The following is a 15873-nucleotide window of genomic DNA, read 5'->3' on the forward strand; positions in this document are numbered from 1 at the left end:
CCTTTCAACGGACGCTCCTGATCCGGTACACGGAGGCGGACCCCAGCAGCATGATCACGGCGGACACCGCGTACAGCACGCGGTAGCCGCCCACGAACGTGAGCACGAACCAGGCGACGCCGAACGCCAGCGGGACGTTCTGCGCCGCGTTGACGACGCCGAGGTCGCGGGCGCGGCTGCGCTGGTCGGGGAGCACGTCCGTGACGAGCGCCTGGTCGACCGACAGGAACGCGCCGTAGCCCGCCCCGAGCAGCACCGCCCCCGCCATGGCGGACGGCCACGCCGGCGCGACCGCGAGCAGCGCCGCCGCGCCGGCCTGGAGCGCGCCGGCGACCGCGATGAGGTCGCGGCGGCGGCCGAGCGCGTCCGACGCCCTCCCGCCGAGCCAGCCGGTCGCCGCGCAGCACACCAGGTAGATCAGCGTGAGGATCAGCAGGGACCCGTCGGGGTCGGTCCGGTGCAGGACGTCGGTGAGGAAGTACAGCAGGTACGTCGTCCCGGCCAGGTTCCCGGCGTTGATCAGCACGCGGGACAGCAGCGCCCAGTAGTAGTCCGGGTGGCGGCGCGGATGCGGGAACGGGACCCGCTCGCCCGCGCCCGGCATCTCGTGCGCGTTCCGAGCGGCCGGGCGGGCACCCGGCCGGCCGAGGAAGAACGGCAGCGCCGACACCGCCGCCAGCACCGCGATCAGTGCCCACATCCCGGGGACGGACGTGACGACCATCGTCACCAGCACCATCCCGACGACGAGCGCGACGACCTGCGGGACGCCCATCGCGGCGGACGCCGCGCCCCGCTGATGGTGCGGCACCCGGTCGGCGATCACGGCGCTGAGCGCGGCGAGCACGGCCGCCGCGCCCATCGACACGACGACCATCAGGGCCGCCACGACCGGCCAGCTCGTCTGCGTCCCGATCAGCGCGTACGGGACGGCCGCGACCGCGAACCCGCCGAGCGCCCAGACGCGGCGGCGGCCGAAGCGGGTCCGGGTGCGGTCGCAGGCCATCCCGGCGAGCGGCACGCACAGCACCACCACGACGGAGTTCTGGATCAGCAGGTAGGACAGCACGTCCACCTTGTCCTCCGCCGCGATGCGGCCGATGAGGTGCGGGGTCATGAACTGCGGCGGCAGCAGGATCACCAGCCAGTACCCGAACCACGCGGCGGCGTAGCCGAGCAGCCAGCTCCGCCCGACCTCCGCGGTGCCGCGCTCGCCGGGGCGGCGGGCGGCCGTCAGTTCGCTCACGCGCCTCCCGTCCAGGTCTCGGCGCGGCGCCACATCTCCAGGTACGCCTCGGCGCCGCGGGCCATGTCGTCGACGAGCGCCTGCCCGCCGTAGGCGCGCATGTCGGCGATCCAGTCGGCGACGAGCCCGTAGTTGGCGACGCCGTCGGTGTTCAGGTCCCAGGTGCGCAGGCCGGTGCGGAGCCGGTCGAGCTTCACCGCCGGGTCGATCGGCGAGGTGAACGGGTAGCGCAGCGGGTTCTCCTTCGCGTCCGCGCGCGGCGACGGCAGCGGGCCCATGCCGTTGGCGTCGAGCCCGTACCCGTAGCCGAAGGTGAAGCGCGGGTCGGCGGCGCTCTTGTTGCGCCGCCACTCCGCCGCGAAACGGTCGGCGGAGCTCCCGTAGCCGGTGATCATCCCGCCGAGGCGGTAGACGCGCCGCATGTAGGTGTCGTCGGTCCAGCTGTGGGACGAGACGACGCCCGAGTACCCGGCGTCCTCCAGCAGGCTCAGGGTCTGGTCGGCGGCCTTCACGCTCATGTGGTCGATCTCGACGAGCATGTGCCGCTTCATCAGGCCCTTCACCATGTAGGCGCCGAGGTCGGTGAGGCCGAGCAGGTTGCAGTGCGGCGCGTCGGGATACAGCGGCAGCGTGATCCCGGCCTGCCCGAGCAGCCGCAGGAGTTCGGCGACCTGCCCGTTGACGGCGCCGGCCGGGGCGATGGTGTTGTCGTGGGCGGCGCCGGTGCACGTCTCGGCCTGCCAGAACCGCCCGGTGCCGAGGAAGTTGCCCGCGTTGATGACGGCGCCCGTCGTGCCGCCGTCGAACCGCACCCCGCACAGGGCGTTGTCGAACTTGTGGCACAGGAACATCGAGGACACGCCGAGTTCCTTCATCTCGTCCAGGCCCCGGTCGATGTCGGCGCGCGTGCACTGCGGGACGCCGCCGATCACGCGGCAGCCGAACGGCTCGGACGTCTCGATGCCGAGGACGACGGCGAGCTTGCCCTGCCCGATGACCTGGCGGGCCTCGCCGGCGTCGCGCACGATGCGGAACCAGCCCTTGCCGGGACCGCCGCTGAGCCCGTCGATGTAGGACTGCATCTCCCGCATCCGCCGCGCTTCGAGCCGGATGACCGCCATCTCGTCGCACGCGTTGCGCTTCAGCGGATAGATCTCGCAGAGCTGCCGGTTGGCGACGAGCTGGTTGACCAGGACGCGCTGCCCGGCGCGCCAGGACCGTTCCAGCCAGGCGTAGTAGACCTGCTGGTGGGTGCGGGAGTCCCAGGCGGGCCAGTCCTTGAACGTGGGCCAGCCGGTGGGGTCGTGGGTGCCGAACGGGGTGCCGTGCCGGGTGAAGTTCTCGAACCAGGCGAACGCGCCGTTCCCGGCGTGGTCGGGGCAGTCGCGCAGCGCCGCCTGGATGCCGTCCGGGTCGAACGGCTTGCCGCACAGCAGCTGCCCGCCGAACGCCTCGTACGACATGAGGTGGCTGTGGGCGTCGATGTAGCCGCGCACCTCACCGCCATCGGCGGACAGGGACGCGGCACGGGCGGGCGGCGCGGTCGCGAGGCCGGAGGCCAGCGCGGCGAGCAGGGCGAGGACGAGCGGGATGCAGGCGGTACGTCGGAGGGAGCGTCGGAACGGCATGGGGCACCTCGACCGGGGTGGGGGCCACGGATCTGAGGTGAGTGATATCACCGATCGGAGAAAAAGTGAACAAGGCTCATGTTATGGATCTGGGACGGGATCCGCCGCGAGGTCGGTGAAGTACGCCCGCAGCAGCCGGGCGCCGAGCGCGACCACGGCCGGGTCGCCGTCCTCCGCCGACTGGTAGGCGAGCCGGAGCAGGCCGTCCGACGCCGTGATGGCCACCAGCAGGACGCGCTCGTGGTCGGCCAGCGGCGGCAGGCCCGCCTTCTGCGTGCCCAGCTCGTACATGCGCGCCGCCATCTCGGTGTCGATCCGGCGGACGAGGCCCTGGTCGATGGCGCCGGTGTCGCGGAAGTCGGCGATGAAGAAGCCCGGCACGGTGCGGCGCAGCGCGAGGCTCTCGTCGTAGACGAGCACGGCCGCGTCCGCCCACGTCCGCACCGGCTCGGAGGTGAGCCGCTCGTGCACCCGCCCGATCAGGATCGCCAGGTTCCGCATGGCCAGCTCGTACAGCAGCCCGGACTTGCCGTCGAAGAACTGGTACAGCGTGCCGATCGGGACGCCCGCCCGGCGGGCGACGTCCCTGGTGGTCAGCGCGTCGTGCCCGGCCTCGGCGAGCAGCTCCGCGCAGGCGTCGAGCAGCCGCTCGAACCGCTCCACGCTGCGGCGCTGCGTCGGCCTGCGGCGCACCCCGTCCGTCATCGCCCCTCCCCGCTCCGGCCGAACATGACACATGTTCATGTTTTAATGTGACGTCCACTCATGTTAGGAGAGGAGACGCGCGTGCTTCCCCGCTTTCCCGAGGGCTTCCTGTGGGGTACGGCCACGGCGGCGTACCAGATCGAAGGCGCCGTGAAGGAGGACGGCCGCGGCCCCAGCATCTGGGACTCCTTCTGCGCCCGGCCCGGTCGCGTCAAGAACGGCGACACCGGCGACATCGCGTGCGACCACTACCACCGCTGGCCGGAGGACGTCGCGCTGATGGCCGGCCTCGGCGTGAACGCCTACCGGTTCTCGGCGGCGTGGCCGCGCGTCCAGCCCGACGGGCGCGGCCCCGCGAACCCCAAGGGCCTCGACTTCTACGACCGGCTCGTGGACGCCCTCGCCGAACGCGGCATCCTGCCCGCGCTCACCCTCTACCACTGGGACCTGCCCCAGGCGCTCCAGGACGCCGGAGGCTGGATGAACCGCGACATCGCGCACCGGTTCGCCGAGTACGCGGGCCTCGTCGCCGACCGGCTCGGCGACCGCGTCGGCGTCTGGATCACGCTGAACGAGCCGTTCGTCCACATGACCGAGGGCTACGGCGTCGGGACCCACGCGCCCGGCGAAGCGCTCCTCCTGGACGCCCTTCCCGCCGCCCACCACCTGCTCCTCGCCCACGCCCTCGCCGTCCCCGCACTGCGCGAGCGGACGTCCGGCCAGGTCGCGCTCACCAACAACTACAGCCCGGTGTGGGCCGCGAGCGACGCGCCCGCCGACCGGGCCGCCGCGGCCGCGTTCGACGCGCTCCAGAACCGCCTGTTCACCGACCCTCTTCTTCTCGGCCGCTACCCGGACCTGAGCGCGTACGGCGTGGCCGACCTCCCGTTCGTCCGGGACGGCGACCTCGCCGCGATCGCCGCGCCGCTCGACCTGCTCGGCGTCAACTACTACAGCCCGACGAAGGTCGCCGCGCCGCACGGGCACGCACCCGCCTCCGGCGGCGCGTCCGTCCTGCGCGAGGTCGAGCGCCATCTCGACGGCGCGGGCCTGCCCTTCGAGGACGTGCCGATCGACGGCCACCCGGTCACGGCGTTCGGCTGGCCCGTCGTCCCGGACGGCCTGCACGAGCTGCTGACCGGCCTCCGCGACGCCTACCGGGACGCGCTGCCGCCGATCCTGATCACCGAGAACGGCTGCTCCGCGCCCGACGAGCCCGGCCGCCCCGACCGGGACCGGATCGACTACCTGGACGGCCACCTCCGGTCACTGCACCGCGCCATCGGCGACGGCGTGGACGTCCGCGGCTACTTCGTCTGGTCGCTGCTCGACAACTTCGAGTGGGCGGAGGGCTTCGACCAGCGCTTCGGCCTCGTCCACGTCGACTACGCCACCCAGCGCCGCACGCCGAAGGCGTCTTACCACTGGCTGCGCGAGGAGTTGGCCCGGTACCGGTGAGCGGGACGCCCTGGCCTGATCGCGCGCGCCGCGCCCATCATGGACGGTTATGAGCGAGCTGACGATTCCGGGTCTGCTGGAGCGGGCCGCGCAGGACTCTCCGGACGCCGAGGCGGTCGTGGACGGCGACGTCCGGGTGACCTACGCGGAGCTGCGCGAGCGGGTGCGGGAGGCGACGGCCGCGTTCATCGGCGCCGGCGTCGGTCCGGGCGACCGCATCGCGATCTGGGCGCCGAACGGGCTGCGCTGGATCGTCACCGTGCTCGGCGCCATGGGCGCGGGCGCGACGCTCGTCCCGCTGAACACCCGGTACAAGGGCGACGAGGCCCGGTGGCCGCTCACCAAGGCCGAGGTCAAGATGCTCTTCGTGGAGGACGGGTTCCTCGGCATCGACTACCCCGGCATGCTCGGCCTGGACGAGTCGGGCGCCGTCCCCGGGCTGCCCGACCTCCAGCGCATCGTCACGTTCAACGGGCCCGCGCGGCCGGGCGTCGCCGCCTGGGACCAGTTCACCGCCGGGGCCGTGCCCGCGGCGGAGGCCGACGCGCGGACGGCGGCCGTCCGGCCGGACGACGTCGCCGACATCCTGTTCACGTCCGGGACGACCGGCCGGGCCAAGGGCGTCGTGGTCACCCACGAGCAGAACGTCCGCACCTACGCGGCGTGGACGAGCCGGACCGGCCTGAAGGCCGGCGACCGGTACCTCATCGTCAACCCGATGTTCCACACGTTCGGCTACAAGGCGGGCGTGCTGGCGTGCGTGATGAAGGGCGCCGCGATGGTGCTCCAGCGCACCTTCGACGTCCCGGAGACGCTGCGGCTGATCGAGCAGGAGAAGATCACCGTGCTGCCGGGCCCGCCGACCATCTACACCTCGCTGCTGGACGCGCCCGGCCGCGAGGAGCGCGACCTCTCGTCGCTCAGGCTGGCCGTGACGGGCGCTGGGGACGTGCCCGTCGCGCTGGTGCGGCGCATCAAGGAAGAGCTGTTCCCGCAGGTCGTGACCGCGTACGGGCTGACCGAGTCGTCCGGCACCGTGACGGCCTGCTCGGTGGACGACGATGACGAGACGATCGCGACGACGTCCGGCCGGGCCATCGACGACGTCGAAGTCAAGATCGTCGACGAGAAGGGCGAGCCGGTCCCGGCGGGCACCGACGGGGAGATCCTCGTCCGCGGCTACAACGTCATGAAGGGCTACCTCGGCGACCCGGAGGCGACGGCCGAGACCGTCCGCGACGGCTGGCTCGACACCGGCGACCGGGGCCGCCTCGACGAGCGCGGCAACCTCGCCATCACCGGGCGGAGCAAGGAGATGTTCGTCGTCGGCGGGTTCAACGTGTACCCGGCCGAGGTCGAGGACGCCCTCGCCCGCCACGACGCCGTCGCCGAGTCGGGCGTCATCGGCGTCCCCGACCAGCGGATGGGCGAGGTCGCCCGCGCCTACGTCCGGCTCCGCCCCGGCCGGGCCGCCACGGCGGACGAGCTGATCGCGCACTGCCGGGAGCGGCTCGCGAACTTCAAGGTCCCCCGGGAGGTCGTCTTTGTGGACGACCTCCCGAAGACCGCGTCCGGCAAGGTCCGCCGCGTGGAACTCAAGGACTTCAAAGAGCAGCCATGACGCGGGCCCTGTGCTCGGCCACCGAGCCCCAGGCCGAGTACAGCGCGCGCGCCTTGCGGATCCACAGCGACGGGTCGTACTCGTCGGTGTAGCCGATCGCGCCGTGCACCTGTAGGGCCGTCTTGGCCAGGCTGTAGGACGCCTCCGAAGCGGCGACCTTCGCGGCCGAGACGTCCCGGGCGAAGTCCGGCGTCCCGTACGACAGCGCCGCCCCGTACACGAGCGGGCGGGCGAACTCCAGCTCGACCATCGCGGTCGCCAGGTGGTGCTTGATCGCCTGGTACTCGCCGATCGGGCGCCCGAACTGCTGCCGCGTCTTGGCGTACTCCACGGACACGTCCAGCAGCGCCTGGCCGAGCCCGATCTGCTGCGCCGCGCACAGCAGCACGCCGAAGTCGGTGAAACCGCCGCCGCCCTCGACGCGGAACAGGCGCCGCGCCGGGTCGAGCGAGGCGAGCGCCTCACCGGCCTTGCGCTCCACCTTGTCCGGGGTCAGGACGAGGTCGGCGACGTCGGCGTCCAGCGCGTGCGGGACGGCCAGCGTCACGACCGCCTCGCCCTCCGCGATCCGCGGCAGCCACGGCGACTCGCCCAGCAGCTCCGCCGCCGCGAGCGTCTCCACGTACGGGCCCGGCGCGGCGGCGCGCCCCAGTTCCTCGGCCGCGACGACCAGCTCCACCGGCAGCCGCCCGGCGCCGCCGAACTCCTCCGGCACCGCGACCGCGAACACCCCGGCCTCCGCGACCGACGTCCACAGCGCCCGGCCCGGCCCGGAGTCCCCGGCCGCCCACGCGCGCGAGATCTTCGCGGTGCCCGCGTCGGCGAGCAGCCGCCGCAGCGTCTCACCGAACATCCGCTGCTCGGCGTCCAGAACGAACTTCATCGGACCCTGCCTTCCTGGGGGGCGACCCCCGGACCCCCGGGGCGGGGCCCCGACGGTCCTCGCTTCGCTGCGGTCATCGGGCTCTGCCTTTCTGGGGGGCGACCCCCGGACCCCCGGGGTCGGGATCCCGACGATCCTCGCTTCGCCGCGGTCATCGGGATCCCCTCGGCAGGCCGAGCAGCCGCTCGGCGATCACGTTGCGCTGGATCTCGTTGGTGCCCGCGTAGATCGGGCCGGCGAGCGAGAACACGTAGTTCTCCAGCCACTCCGACTCGATCTCGCCGTCCGGGCCGAGCAGGTCGAGCGCCGTCTCGTGCAGCGCCACGTCCAGCTCCGACCAGAAGACCTTGTTCAGGCTGGACTCGGCGCCGACGTCGTCGCTGCGCGAGATCGTCTCGAAGCCCTTGAGCCGGTAGGCCCGCGACCTGATCCAGGCGTCCGCGACGCGGTCGCGCAGCGCGGTGTCGGACGGGTCGGCGCGCTCCTTCCACAGCTCGACGAGCCGCTCGGTCGCCGCCGTGAACCGGCCGGGGCTGCGCAGCGTCAGGCCGCGCTCGTTCCCGGCCGTCGCCATCGCGACCCGCCAGCCGTCGCCCGGCGCGCCGATGACGTCCTCGTCGGGGACGAACACCTTGTCGAGGAACAGCTCGGCGAACGCGGGCTTGCCGTCCAGCCGCCCGATCGGGCGCACGGTCACGCCCTCGGCGTCCAGCGGGAACATCACGTACGTGAGGCCCTTGTGCCGGGACGACTCCGGGTCCGACCGGAACAGCCCGAAGCCCTTGTCGGCGAACGCGGCGCGGGAGCTCCACGTCTTCTGCCCGTCCAGCAGCCAGCCGCCGTCGGTGCGCGTCGCCGTGGCGCGCAGCGCCGCGAGGTCGCTGCCCGCGCCCGGCTCCGACCACGCCTGCGCCCAGATCACCTCGCCGGCCGCCATCGGCGGCAGGATCCGCGCGAGCTGCTCCGGCGTGCCGTGCTTGAGCAGCGTCGGCGCCAGCAGGTTGATCCCGTTCTGGCTGACCCGGCCGGGCGCGCCCGCCGCGTAGTACTCCTCCTCGAAGATCAGCCACTGCAGGACCGACACGCCCCGGCCGCCGTACTCCGCCGGCCACGACACCACCCCGAGGCGCGCCGCGCCGAGCGTCCGCTCCCACTCCCGGTGGGCCGCGAACCCCTCCTCGGTCTCCAGCGAGGGCAGCGGCTCGGCCGGGACGTGCGCGCGCAGCCACTCCCGCACCTCGGCGCGGAACGCCTCGTCCGCCGTCCCGAACTCAAGATCCATGAGCACCCTTCTTTCTAACAACTGTTTGGTAGAGTAACCGACCTTCACGGGCGGGCGCCCGCCCTCCCGTCCAGTGAGATCCCCGGCGACCGCTCGGCGGCGATATCAGGCCGTTCGGCGCGAGACCGCCGCCGCTGTCCGCATACGCTCGCGATCTTCCTGTCACGGGTCTTTCGCACCGTCCTACGTTCAAGCCGTACATCGGGACGAGGCGGTGAGGAGGGGCGGTATGCGGCGGAGGAGAGGGTTCTTCGCGGTCGCGCCGGCGGGCGCGGCGGCGCTCGCGCTGGCGGTGCCGATCGGGGTGTCGGCGCCGTTACCGGCCGCGGCGCGCGGCGCGAAGGCGCCGGCCTGCGCGGACGGGACGACCGTCCAGACCGACGGGGGAGCGGTGTGCGGCACCGCGGGCGACGGCGTCCGGGCCTGGCGGGGCATCCCGTACGCGGCGGCGCCCCTCGGCGACCTGCGGTGGGCGCCGCCGGCGCCGCACGCCGGCTGGACGTCCACGCTGCGGGCCACCGAGCCGGGCAGCCCGTGCCCGCAGCCGCCCGGCCTCGGCCCCGGATCGGCCGACGAGGACTGCCTGAAGCTCGACGTCGTCGCGCCCGGGAAGCCCGGCGGGAAGCCGCTGCCGGTGATGGTGGAGCTGCACGGCGGCGGGTTCCGGCTCGGGGCGCCGTCCGACGGGACGCACCTGGTCAAGGAGGGCGGCGTCATCAACGTCGGCGTCCACTACCGGCTCGGCATCTTCGGGTTCATGGCGCATGAGGGGCTCGGCGCGCACTCCGGCAACTACGCGCTGCGCGACCAGCAGGCGGCGCTGCGCTGGGTGCGGCGCAACATCGCGCGCTTCGGCGGCGACCCGGGCAACGTCACGATCTACGGTGCGTCCGCCGGCGGGTCGAGCGTGTGCGCGAACACCGCGTCCCCGGCGGCGAAGGGCCTGTTCCAGAAGGGCATCGCGCAGAGCGGCGAGTACAACTCGCTGCGGGGCGTCGACGTCCAGTGGCAGGCGCAGGACTGCAAGGCCGTCCTGCCGAGCGAGCGCGAGGCGCAGCGGGCGGGGGCCCGGTTCGCGGACGCGCTGGGCTGCTCCGACATCGCCTGCCTGCGCGCGCTGCCCGTGGCGAAGCTGCTGGAGCAGGCCGGGGAGGGCATCGGCGCCGACGTCGGTACGCAGGGCCCCGTCGTGGACGGCGAGATCCTCCCGATGTCGCCCGGCCAAGCCCTCGCCGAAGGAAAGGTCAACGACGTCACGCTGATGCACGGCGTCGACCGGGACGAGGTGCAGCTGCCCTCGGCCGAGACACCGGCGCAGTACCGGGAGTTCGTGCGGCGGCAGTACGGGCCGCTGGCCGACCGGGTCTTCGAGCTGTATCCGCTGGAGCGGTTCCCGGAGCCGTCGGCGTTCATCGCCTACCGGACGATCGTCGCCGACTCCAACTCCGTGTGCCCGGCGCTCCTCAACGACGAGCGGCTGGCCCGGCACATCACGGTGTTCGCCTACCAGACCGACAACCCGGACGCGCCGCCGATGTTCTTCCTCGACCCGACGAAGCCGAACGGGTCGTACCACGTCAGCGAGACCCCGTTCCTGGCGCCGATGCCCGGCGGAGCGGAGCTGACCCCGAACCAGGAGGCGTTCGGCCGGCAGCTGACCGCGCAGTGGACGGGCTTCGCCCGCACCGGGAACCCGACCGTGGACGGCACGCCGTACTGGCCGCGGTTCACCCGCCGCGACCCGGCCGTGCTGTCGCTCATCCCGGCGGGGGACAGCCAGGTCACGCACGAGATAGCACAGCAGCACCACTGCCGCTTCTGGAACCGGTACACCCCGTTCGCGCACTGAGCGCTTTGTCGTGGAATGCCACAGTTTGTGCCAGACATGCCAGATGCCCCACCCCACCCTTGATCGCCATCGGCCCCGCGGATTCCATGAGCCCATGCGAACCGCAGTGCCTCTGCGAACCACCGTGGTCGTGCTGGTCGTGCCGCCGGACGGCGCCGACGAGGTGATCCCGGTCGGGGTGGGGCGGACCGTCCGGTTCGTCCGGCGGTCGGACGTCCGGTACGCCGAGGCCAACGGCGACTACGCGCGCCTCCACACCGGCACGGGCAGCCACCTGGTCCGGGTGCCGCTGGCCGCGCTGGAGGAGGCGTGGCGGGACGCCGGGTTCGTCCGCATCCACCGGTCGCACCTGGTCTCGCTGGCCCACGTCGAGGAACTGGTCATCGAGTCGGGCCGGTGCACGCTCCGGGTCGGCGGCGCCCGGCTGGCCGTCAGCCGCCGCAACACCGGCGCGCTCCGCGACCGGCTGCTGCGCGGCGCCCTGCCCGGCGCCGACCGGCACCGGTCCGCCGGGCGCCGCGGCGCCCCGACCCCCTGAGGGAGATCGATCATGCGTCCCACGAGAAGGGCTCGTCCCACGAGAGGGGCTCGTCCCACGAGAAGGGCGGCGGCCGTGCTCGCCGCCGCCTGCCTGGCCCTGGCCGGGGCGGCGGCGCCGTCCGCGTCCGCGCCGCCCGCGTCCGCCCATCCGCGGTCCGGCGACTGGCCGTCCTGGCAGAAGGACCTGCGCGGCACCCGCTTCAACCCGGCGGAACGCGGGATCACGCCCGCGAACGTCGGCGGCCTCAAGCTCAAATGGGCGTTCGGGTTCCCGGCGCGGGCCGGCGCCCCGCACAGCCAGCCCGCCGTCGTCGGGCGCACCATCTACTTCGGCGGCCCCGACGGCCGCTTCCGCGCGCGCGACGCCAGGACGGGCGTGGCCAAGTGGGAGTTCGACCTCAGCACGGTCGGGACGGGCTTCGCCCAAGTGCGGGACGGTGCCGCGGTATCGCGCGGCAAGGTGTACTTCGGCGACACCCGCGGCTACATGTACGCGCTGAACCAGTACACGGGGAAACTGCTCTGGGCCACCCGGCTCGACACCACCGTCAGCGCCATCGTGACGAGTTCGCCCATCGTCTACCAGGGCCGCGTCTACGTCGGTGTGTCCAGCGGTGAGAACCTCCTGGGCAAGGACCACGCCTGCTGCACGTTCCGGGGCCACGTCGACGCACTGGACGCCGATACAGGCGAACTCGACTGGCGCTACTACACCGTCCCCGAGCCGAAGCAGGACGGCACCTGGCCCAACGGGGTGCCGCGCTATGCGCCGTCCGGTGGCGGCGTGTGGAGCACCCCCGCCATCGACCCGGCGACCCGCACCCTCTACGTCGGCACCGGGCAGAACTACACCGGCAGTGGAGGCCACTTCGACTCCGTCCTCGCCCTGGACACCCGCACCGGCCGCGCACGCTGGACGCGCAAGATGACCGACGTCGACACCTGGCGCCAGGAGTGCAGCAGCCCGACCCCGGAAGACCACCAGTACTGCCCCAACCTGCCCGACGGGACCGCCCTCGACTTCGACCTCGGCGCCGCGCCCAACATCTTCACCGCCGGCGGGCGCCGCCTCATCGGCATCGGCCAGAAGGTCGGCGTCTACCACGTCCTGGACGCCCGCACCGGCCAGATCGTGTGGCAGCGGCAGCTCTCCACGCCCATGCCGGGCGGCGGCCTCAGCGGCATCCAGTGGGGTTCGTCCTACGACGGGCACCGCCTCTACATCGCGACCTACATGGCGAACCCCGGCACCCTCTACGCCCTCGACCCCGCCAACGGCCACGTCATCTGGAAGACGCCGAACCCGTCCGACGGATGCACGACCGGCGGCGCGTCCCAGTACCCGGGCGTCTGCCGGCTCGGCCACCCGCCCGCCGTCACCACCACCCCCGGCCTGGTCTGGGAGGGCAGCATGGACGGCAAGACGCGCGCCTACTCGTCCCGCACCGGCGAGGTGCTCTGGAGCTTCGACACCATCGCCGACTTCCCGACCGTGGACGGCGGCACCGGACGCGGCGGCTCCCTCGCCGGCGGAGGCGGCGCGGTCGTCGCGCACGGCATGGTCTACGTCCTGACCGGCGACATGTTCACCCCGTACCCCAACGACAAGGGCTCGGTCCTACTGGCCTTCGGCCACTAGGGAACGCCTGCGGCCGAGGTCTGCCGGTGATCTTACGATTTCCGCCGTTCCGCCGGGGCTGATCCCTGTTGGAAGCGCCGCCGCCAGGGTTAGGATCGGCGCTCTAGAATCGCGTTCGGAACCTTCGGAGGGTCCATGGCGAGGATCGTCGAGCACGGCACCTGGAACCTGACGCCCGCGGACGAGGGACTGCACGAGCCCGGCCCCGAACTGCTCTGGAACGAGTCCTACTACTTCGACTTCGCCGCCCCGGACGGCTCCGTCGCCGGCTACGTCCGGCTCGGCCTCTACCCGAACTGGGACCGCGCCTGGTACTGGGCCGCGCTGGTGCGCCCCGGCCACCCGCTGCTCCTCATCGCCGACAACAACGCGCCGCTGCCCAAGCCCGGAACGGCCGACGTCCACGCCGACGCCTACACCGCGACCCAGCAGATCCCCGACCCCTTCGGCCCGGCCCGGATCACGCTGCAGGGCACCGCGTCCGTCCACCCCGACCCGTTCGGCCCCGCCACCGGCACCGCCGGGCTCTCCTTCGACCTGCGCTGGGACACCGTCAGCGGCGTCTACCCCTACAAGGACATCCCGCGCTACGAGATCCCGTGCACCGTCTCCGGCCTGGTCAGCGTGGCCGGCGAGAAGATCGCCGTGGACGCGCCCGGGGAGCGCGACCACAGCTGGGGCGAGCGCGACTGGTGGAACGTCTCCTGGCTCTGGACGTCCGGCCGCCTCTCCGACGGCATGTTCGTCCACGGCATGCAGGCCAACGTCGGCCTCCCGCTCCCGTGGCCGTGCTTCGCCGTCCCGCCGGGCGGCGACATCGAGCACCGCGCCGGCTTCTCCGCCGAGACGTCTTTCGCCGACGGCCTGCCCGCCCGCTCCGACCTCCGCTTCCCCGGCGCCCCCATGACCGTGACCCCGGTCGCCTTCGCCCCCGTCTCCGTCACGTCCCCCGACGGGCGGGACGCCCACTTCCCCCGCGCCCTGTGCCGCTTCGAGACCGAGGACGGGCGCACCGGCCACGGCTGGACGGAATGGCACCAGCCCCCTGGCTGGCAGGACCACGGCTGGACCCACCTGGCCGAGGAGAGCGCATGACGCCAGCCTCCGGCGCCGGGGACCTGACGGCGTCCTACCTGTCGGACGCCCTCGGGACGAAGGTGACCGCCGTCCGGGCCGAACCGGTGGGCACCGGACAGGTCTCCGACAGCCTCCGCCTGCACCTCACCTACGCGGGCGAGACGTCCCTCCCGCCCACCATGGTCGCCAAGGTCCCGGCCGCCGACCCGTCCAGCCGCGCCGCCGCCCGCGCCATCCGCACCTACGAGGTCGAGGCGAGCTTCTACGCCGAACTGGCGGGCGGCCTCGACGCGGGCATCCCCACCTGCTACTTCTCGGCCTACGCCGCCGAGGAGGACGAGTACACCGTCCTGCTGGCGGACCTCGCCCCCGCGCGGCCCGGCGACCAGCTCGCGGGCATCACCCCCGAGGACGCCGCCGCCGCGATCACCGAGATGGCCGCCTTCCACGCGGCGGGCTGGGAGGACCCCGGCCTGGCCGCCCTGCCCTGGCTGAACCGCCACGACGCCGACGCCGCCGCCTTCACCGCCGCGATGGTCACCGACCTCTACACCGGCTTCAAGGACCGCTACGCCGCCGAACTGGGCCCCGACGTCATCGCCCTGATCGAAGAGTTCATGCCCTCGCTGCTGGCGTACCTGACCGCCCGCGAGGGGCCGCTGACCCTGTCCCACGGCGACTTCCGCGCCGACAACCTGCTGTTCGGCGGCCCCCGCACCGCCGTCCTGGACTGGCAGACCTGCGCCTACGGCCCCGGCCTCGCCGACCTCTCCTACTTCCTGGGCTCAAGCCTCCCCACCGAGGCCCGCCGCGCCCATGAGAAGGCGCTGGTCGAGCGCTACCACGAAGCCCTGACGGCCCGCGGAGTCGCCCTGACCTGGGACGACTGCTGGACCGTCTACCGTCACCACACCTTCCACGGCATCGTCATGGCGATCGGCGCCTCGATGCTCGTGGAACGCACCCCGCGCGGCGACGAGATGTTCCGCACCATGACCACCCGCCACGCCCACCACGCCCGCGACCTGAACTCCCTTTCGCTTCTCAGCTGAGCCATCTCAGGGTCAGAGGACGCTTATATGCTGTCGACCACTATCAATAGCGGCGTTTGAGGAGGGTTCGTGGCATCGGACGGAGAGGCGTCAGGCCAGGACAAGCTTTCCCGGGTCAATACGAACATCCCTCATCCCGCGCGGGTCTATGACGCCTGGCTCGGCGGCAAGGACAACTTCGCCGCCGACCGCGCGGCCGCCGAAGCCGGGCTGCAGGCCTTCCCGTCCACGGTCAAGTCGGTCCGGGCGAACCGCGCGTTCCTGGCGCGGACGGTGGAGTACCTGGTCGCCGAGGCCGGAATCCGCCAGTTCCTCGACATCGGCACCGGCCTGCCGTCGGCGAACAACACCCACGAGGTCGCCCAGGCGATCGCGCCCGAATCCCGGATCGTCTACGTCGACAACGACCCGATCGTGCTCGTCCACGCCGAGGCGCTGCTGAAGAGCAGCGGAGCGGGCGCGACCGACTACATCGACGCCGACCTGCGCGACCCCGCGAGGATCCTCCAGGAGGCGTCCCGCACGCTGGACTTCACCCAGCCGGTGGCGGTCATGCTCATCGCCGTGCTGCACTTCGTCTCCGACGAGGCGGACCCCTACAAGATCGTTGACACGCTGATGGCCGCCGTCCCGCCGGGCAGCCACCTGGTGGCGTCCCACACGGCGAAGGACATCTTCCCCGAGGAGATGGCCGCGTTCGAGCGGGCCATGAACGAGAAGTCGGCGGAGAAGGTGACGCTGCGCGACCGCGAGCAGGTCACCCGCTTCTTCCGCGGGCTGGACCTCGTCGAGCCCGGCGTCGTCGAGGTTCCGCGTTGGCGCCCCCGCTCCGACCTGGAGGCGTCCGCCCCGGCCGCCCTCTGGGGCGGAGTGGCCCGCAAGTCGGCCTGACG

13 protein-coding genes are annotated in these 15873 nt (G+C 72.7%); 8 read left to right on the top strand and 5 right to left on the bottom strand.

Annotation, left to right across the window (positions count from 1 at the left end):
- Nucleotides 1–4 precede the first annotated feature (4 nt).
- The 3 genes from AB0K34_RS02975 to AB0K34_RS02985 all read right to left on the bottom strand — a co-directional run bounded on the left by AB0K34_RS02975 (nucleotide 5) and on the right by AB0K34_RS02985 (nucleotide 3579).
- Nucleotides 5–1246, bottom strand: a complete 1242-nt coding sequence (locus AB0K34_RS02975; protein WP_171068958.1) for an MFS transporter — start codon at nucleotides 1244–1246, stop codon at nucleotides 5–7.
- Nucleotides 1243–2874 (bottom strand): Coagulation factor 5/8 type domain-containing protein, encoded by a 1632-nt coding sequence (locus AB0K34_RS02980; protein ID WP_138636096.1) that lies wholly within the window; start codon nucleotides 2872–2874, stop codon nucleotides 1243–1245. Before AB0K34_RS02980 ends, AB0K34_RS02975 begins: the two co-directional genes overlap by 4 nt.
- A gap of 81 nt (nucleotides 2875–2955) precedes the next feature.
- Entirely contained in the window at nucleotides 2956–3579 is a 624-nt protein-coding gene (locus AB0K34_RS02985; protein ID WP_171068957.1) for a TetR/AcrR family transcriptional regulator, read from the bottom strand.
- A 60-nt stretch (nucleotides 3580–3639) separates the two neighbouring features.
- Between AB0K34_RS02985 and AB0K34_RS02990 the strand changes: the two genes are divergently transcribed.
- On the top strand, nucleotides 3640–5037 hold the full coding sequence (locus AB0K34_RS02990; RefSeq protein ID WP_138636094.1) for a GH1 family beta-glucosidase: 1398 nt from the start codon (nucleotides 3640–3642) through the stop codon (nucleotides 5035–5037).
- Nucleotides 5038–5086: 49 nt separating this feature from the next.
- Entirely contained in the window at nucleotides 5087–6658 is a 1572-nt protein-coding gene (locus AB0K34_RS02995) for a FadD3 family acyl-CoA ligase (protein ID WP_138636093.1), read from the top strand.
- Here AB0K34_RS02995 and AB0K34_RS03000 read toward each other — a convergent pair.
- Together AB0K34_RS03000 and AB0K34_RS03005 are read right to left on the bottom strand one after the other, a co-directional pair.
- Nucleotides 6642–7541 (bottom strand): acyl-CoA dehydrogenase family protein, encoded by a 900-nt coding sequence (locus tag AB0K34_RS03000; protein ID WP_364544919.1) that lies wholly within the window; start codon nucleotides 7539–7541, stop codon nucleotides 6642–6644. The genes AB0K34_RS02995 and AB0K34_RS03000 overlap by 17 nt on opposite strands.
- 151 nt (nucleotides 7542–7692) lie before the next feature.
- Complete coding sequence (locus AB0K34_RS03005) at nucleotides 7693–8823, bottom strand: acyl-CoA dehydrogenase family protein (RefSeq protein WP_364544922.1); 1131 nt, start codon at nucleotides 8821–8823, stop codon at nucleotides 7693–7695.
- A gap of 229 nt (nucleotides 8824–9052) precedes the next feature.
- On the opposite strand from AB0K34_RS03005, the gene AB0K34_RS03010 reads away from it, so the two are divergent.
- The 6 genes from AB0K34_RS03010 to AB0K34_RS03035 all read left to right on the top strand — a co-directional run bounded on the left by AB0K34_RS03010 (nucleotide 9053) and on the right by AB0K34_RS03035 (nucleotide 15871).
- A complete protein-coding gene (locus AB0K34_RS03010) occupies nucleotides 9053–10672 on the top strand; it encodes a carboxylesterase family protein (RefSeq protein ID WP_138636090.1) in 1620 nt (539 codons plus the stop codon).
- 94 nt (nucleotides 10673–10766) lie between these two features.
- Nucleotides 10767–11210: a LytTR family DNA-binding domain-containing protein gene (locus AB0K34_RS03015; protein ID WP_240807460.1), complete on the top strand. Its 444-nt coding sequence runs from the start codon at nucleotides 10767–10769 to the stop codon at nucleotides 11208–11210.
- A gap of 75 nt (nucleotides 11211–11285) precedes the next feature.
- Entirely contained in the window at nucleotides 11286–12851 is a 1566-nt protein-coding gene (locus AB0K34_RS03020; protein WP_364544925.1) for a PQQ-binding-like beta-propeller repeat protein, read from the top strand.
- Between the two features lie 135 nt (nucleotides 12852–12986).
- The gene (locus AB0K34_RS03025) at nucleotides 12987–13946 is read left to right on the top strand and encodes a hypothetical protein (protein ID WP_301175708.1); all 960 of its coding nucleotides are present in this window, start codon (nucleotides 12987–12989) and stop codon (nucleotides 13944–13946) included.
- The gene (locus AB0K34_RS03030; protein WP_171069483.1) at nucleotides 13943–14980 is read left to right on the top strand and encodes a phosphotransferase; all 1038 of its coding nucleotides are present in this window, start codon (nucleotides 13943–13945) and stop codon (nucleotides 14978–14980) included. The genes AB0K34_RS03025 and AB0K34_RS03030 overlap by 4 nt, the downstream gene beginning before the upstream one ends.
- 69 nt (nucleotides 14981–15049) lie before the next feature.
- Nucleotides 15050–15871, top strand: a complete 822-nt coding sequence (locus AB0K34_RS03035) for an SAM-dependent methyltransferase (protein WP_364544930.1) — start codon at nucleotides 15050–15052, stop codon at nucleotides 15869–15871.
- The last annotated feature ends 2 nt before the right edge of the window (nucleotides 15872–15873 follow it).

Origin of the sequence: Actinomadura sp. NPDC049382 (genome assembly GCF_040677125.1) — a bacterium.
In the GTDB taxonomy this organism is placed as follows: domain Bacteria; phylum Actinomycetota; class Actinomycetes; order Streptosporangiales; family Streptosporangiaceae; genus Spirillospora; species Spirillospora geliboluensis.

What these genes read in the sequence shown, in the direction of transcription:
- AB0K34_RS02980 (WP_138636096.1), bottom strand. Translation starts at nt 2,874, where the DNA reads ATGCCGTTCCGACGCTCCCTCCGACGTACCGCCTGCATCCCGCTCGTC.
- AB0K34_RS02985 (WP_171068957.1), bottom strand. Translation starts at nt 3,579, where the DNA reads ATGACGGACGGGGTGCGCCGCAGGCCGACGCAGCGCCGCAGCGTGGAG.
- AB0K34_RS02990 (WP_138636094.1), top strand. Translation starts at nt 3,640, where the DNA reads ATGTTAGGAGAGGAGACGCGCGTGCTTCCCCGCTTTCCCGAGGGCTTC.
- AB0K34_RS02995 (WP_138636093.1), top strand. Translation starts at nt 5,087, where the DNA reads ATGAGCGAGCTGACGATTCCGGGTCTGCTGGAGCGGGCCGCGCAGGAC.
- AB0K34_RS03000 (WP_364544919.1), bottom strand. Translation starts at nt 7,541, where the DNA reads ATGAAGTTCGTTCTGGACGCCGAGCAGCGGATGTTCGGTGAGACGCTG.
- AB0K34_RS03005 (WP_364544922.1), bottom strand. Translation starts at nt 8,823, where the DNA reads ATGGATCTTGAGTTCGGGACGGCGGACGAGGCGTTCCGCGCCGAGGTG.
- AB0K34_RS03010 (WP_138636090.1), top strand. Translation starts at nt 9,053, where the DNA reads ATGCGGCGGAGGAGAGGGTTCTTCGCGGTCGCGCCGGCGGGCGCGGCG.
- AB0K34_RS03015 (WP_240807460.1), top strand. Translation starts at nt 10,767, where the DNA reads ATGCGAACCGCAGTGCCTCTGCGAACCACCGTGGTCGTGCTGGTCGTG.
- AB0K34_RS03025 (WP_301175708.1), top strand. Translation starts at nt 12,987, where the DNA reads ATGGCGAGGATCGTCGAGCACGGCACCTGGAACCTGACGCCCGCGGAC.
- AB0K34_RS03030 (WP_171069483.1), top strand. Translation starts at nt 13,943, where the DNA reads ATGACGCCAGCCTCCGGCGCCGGGGACCTGACGGCGTCCTACCTGTCG.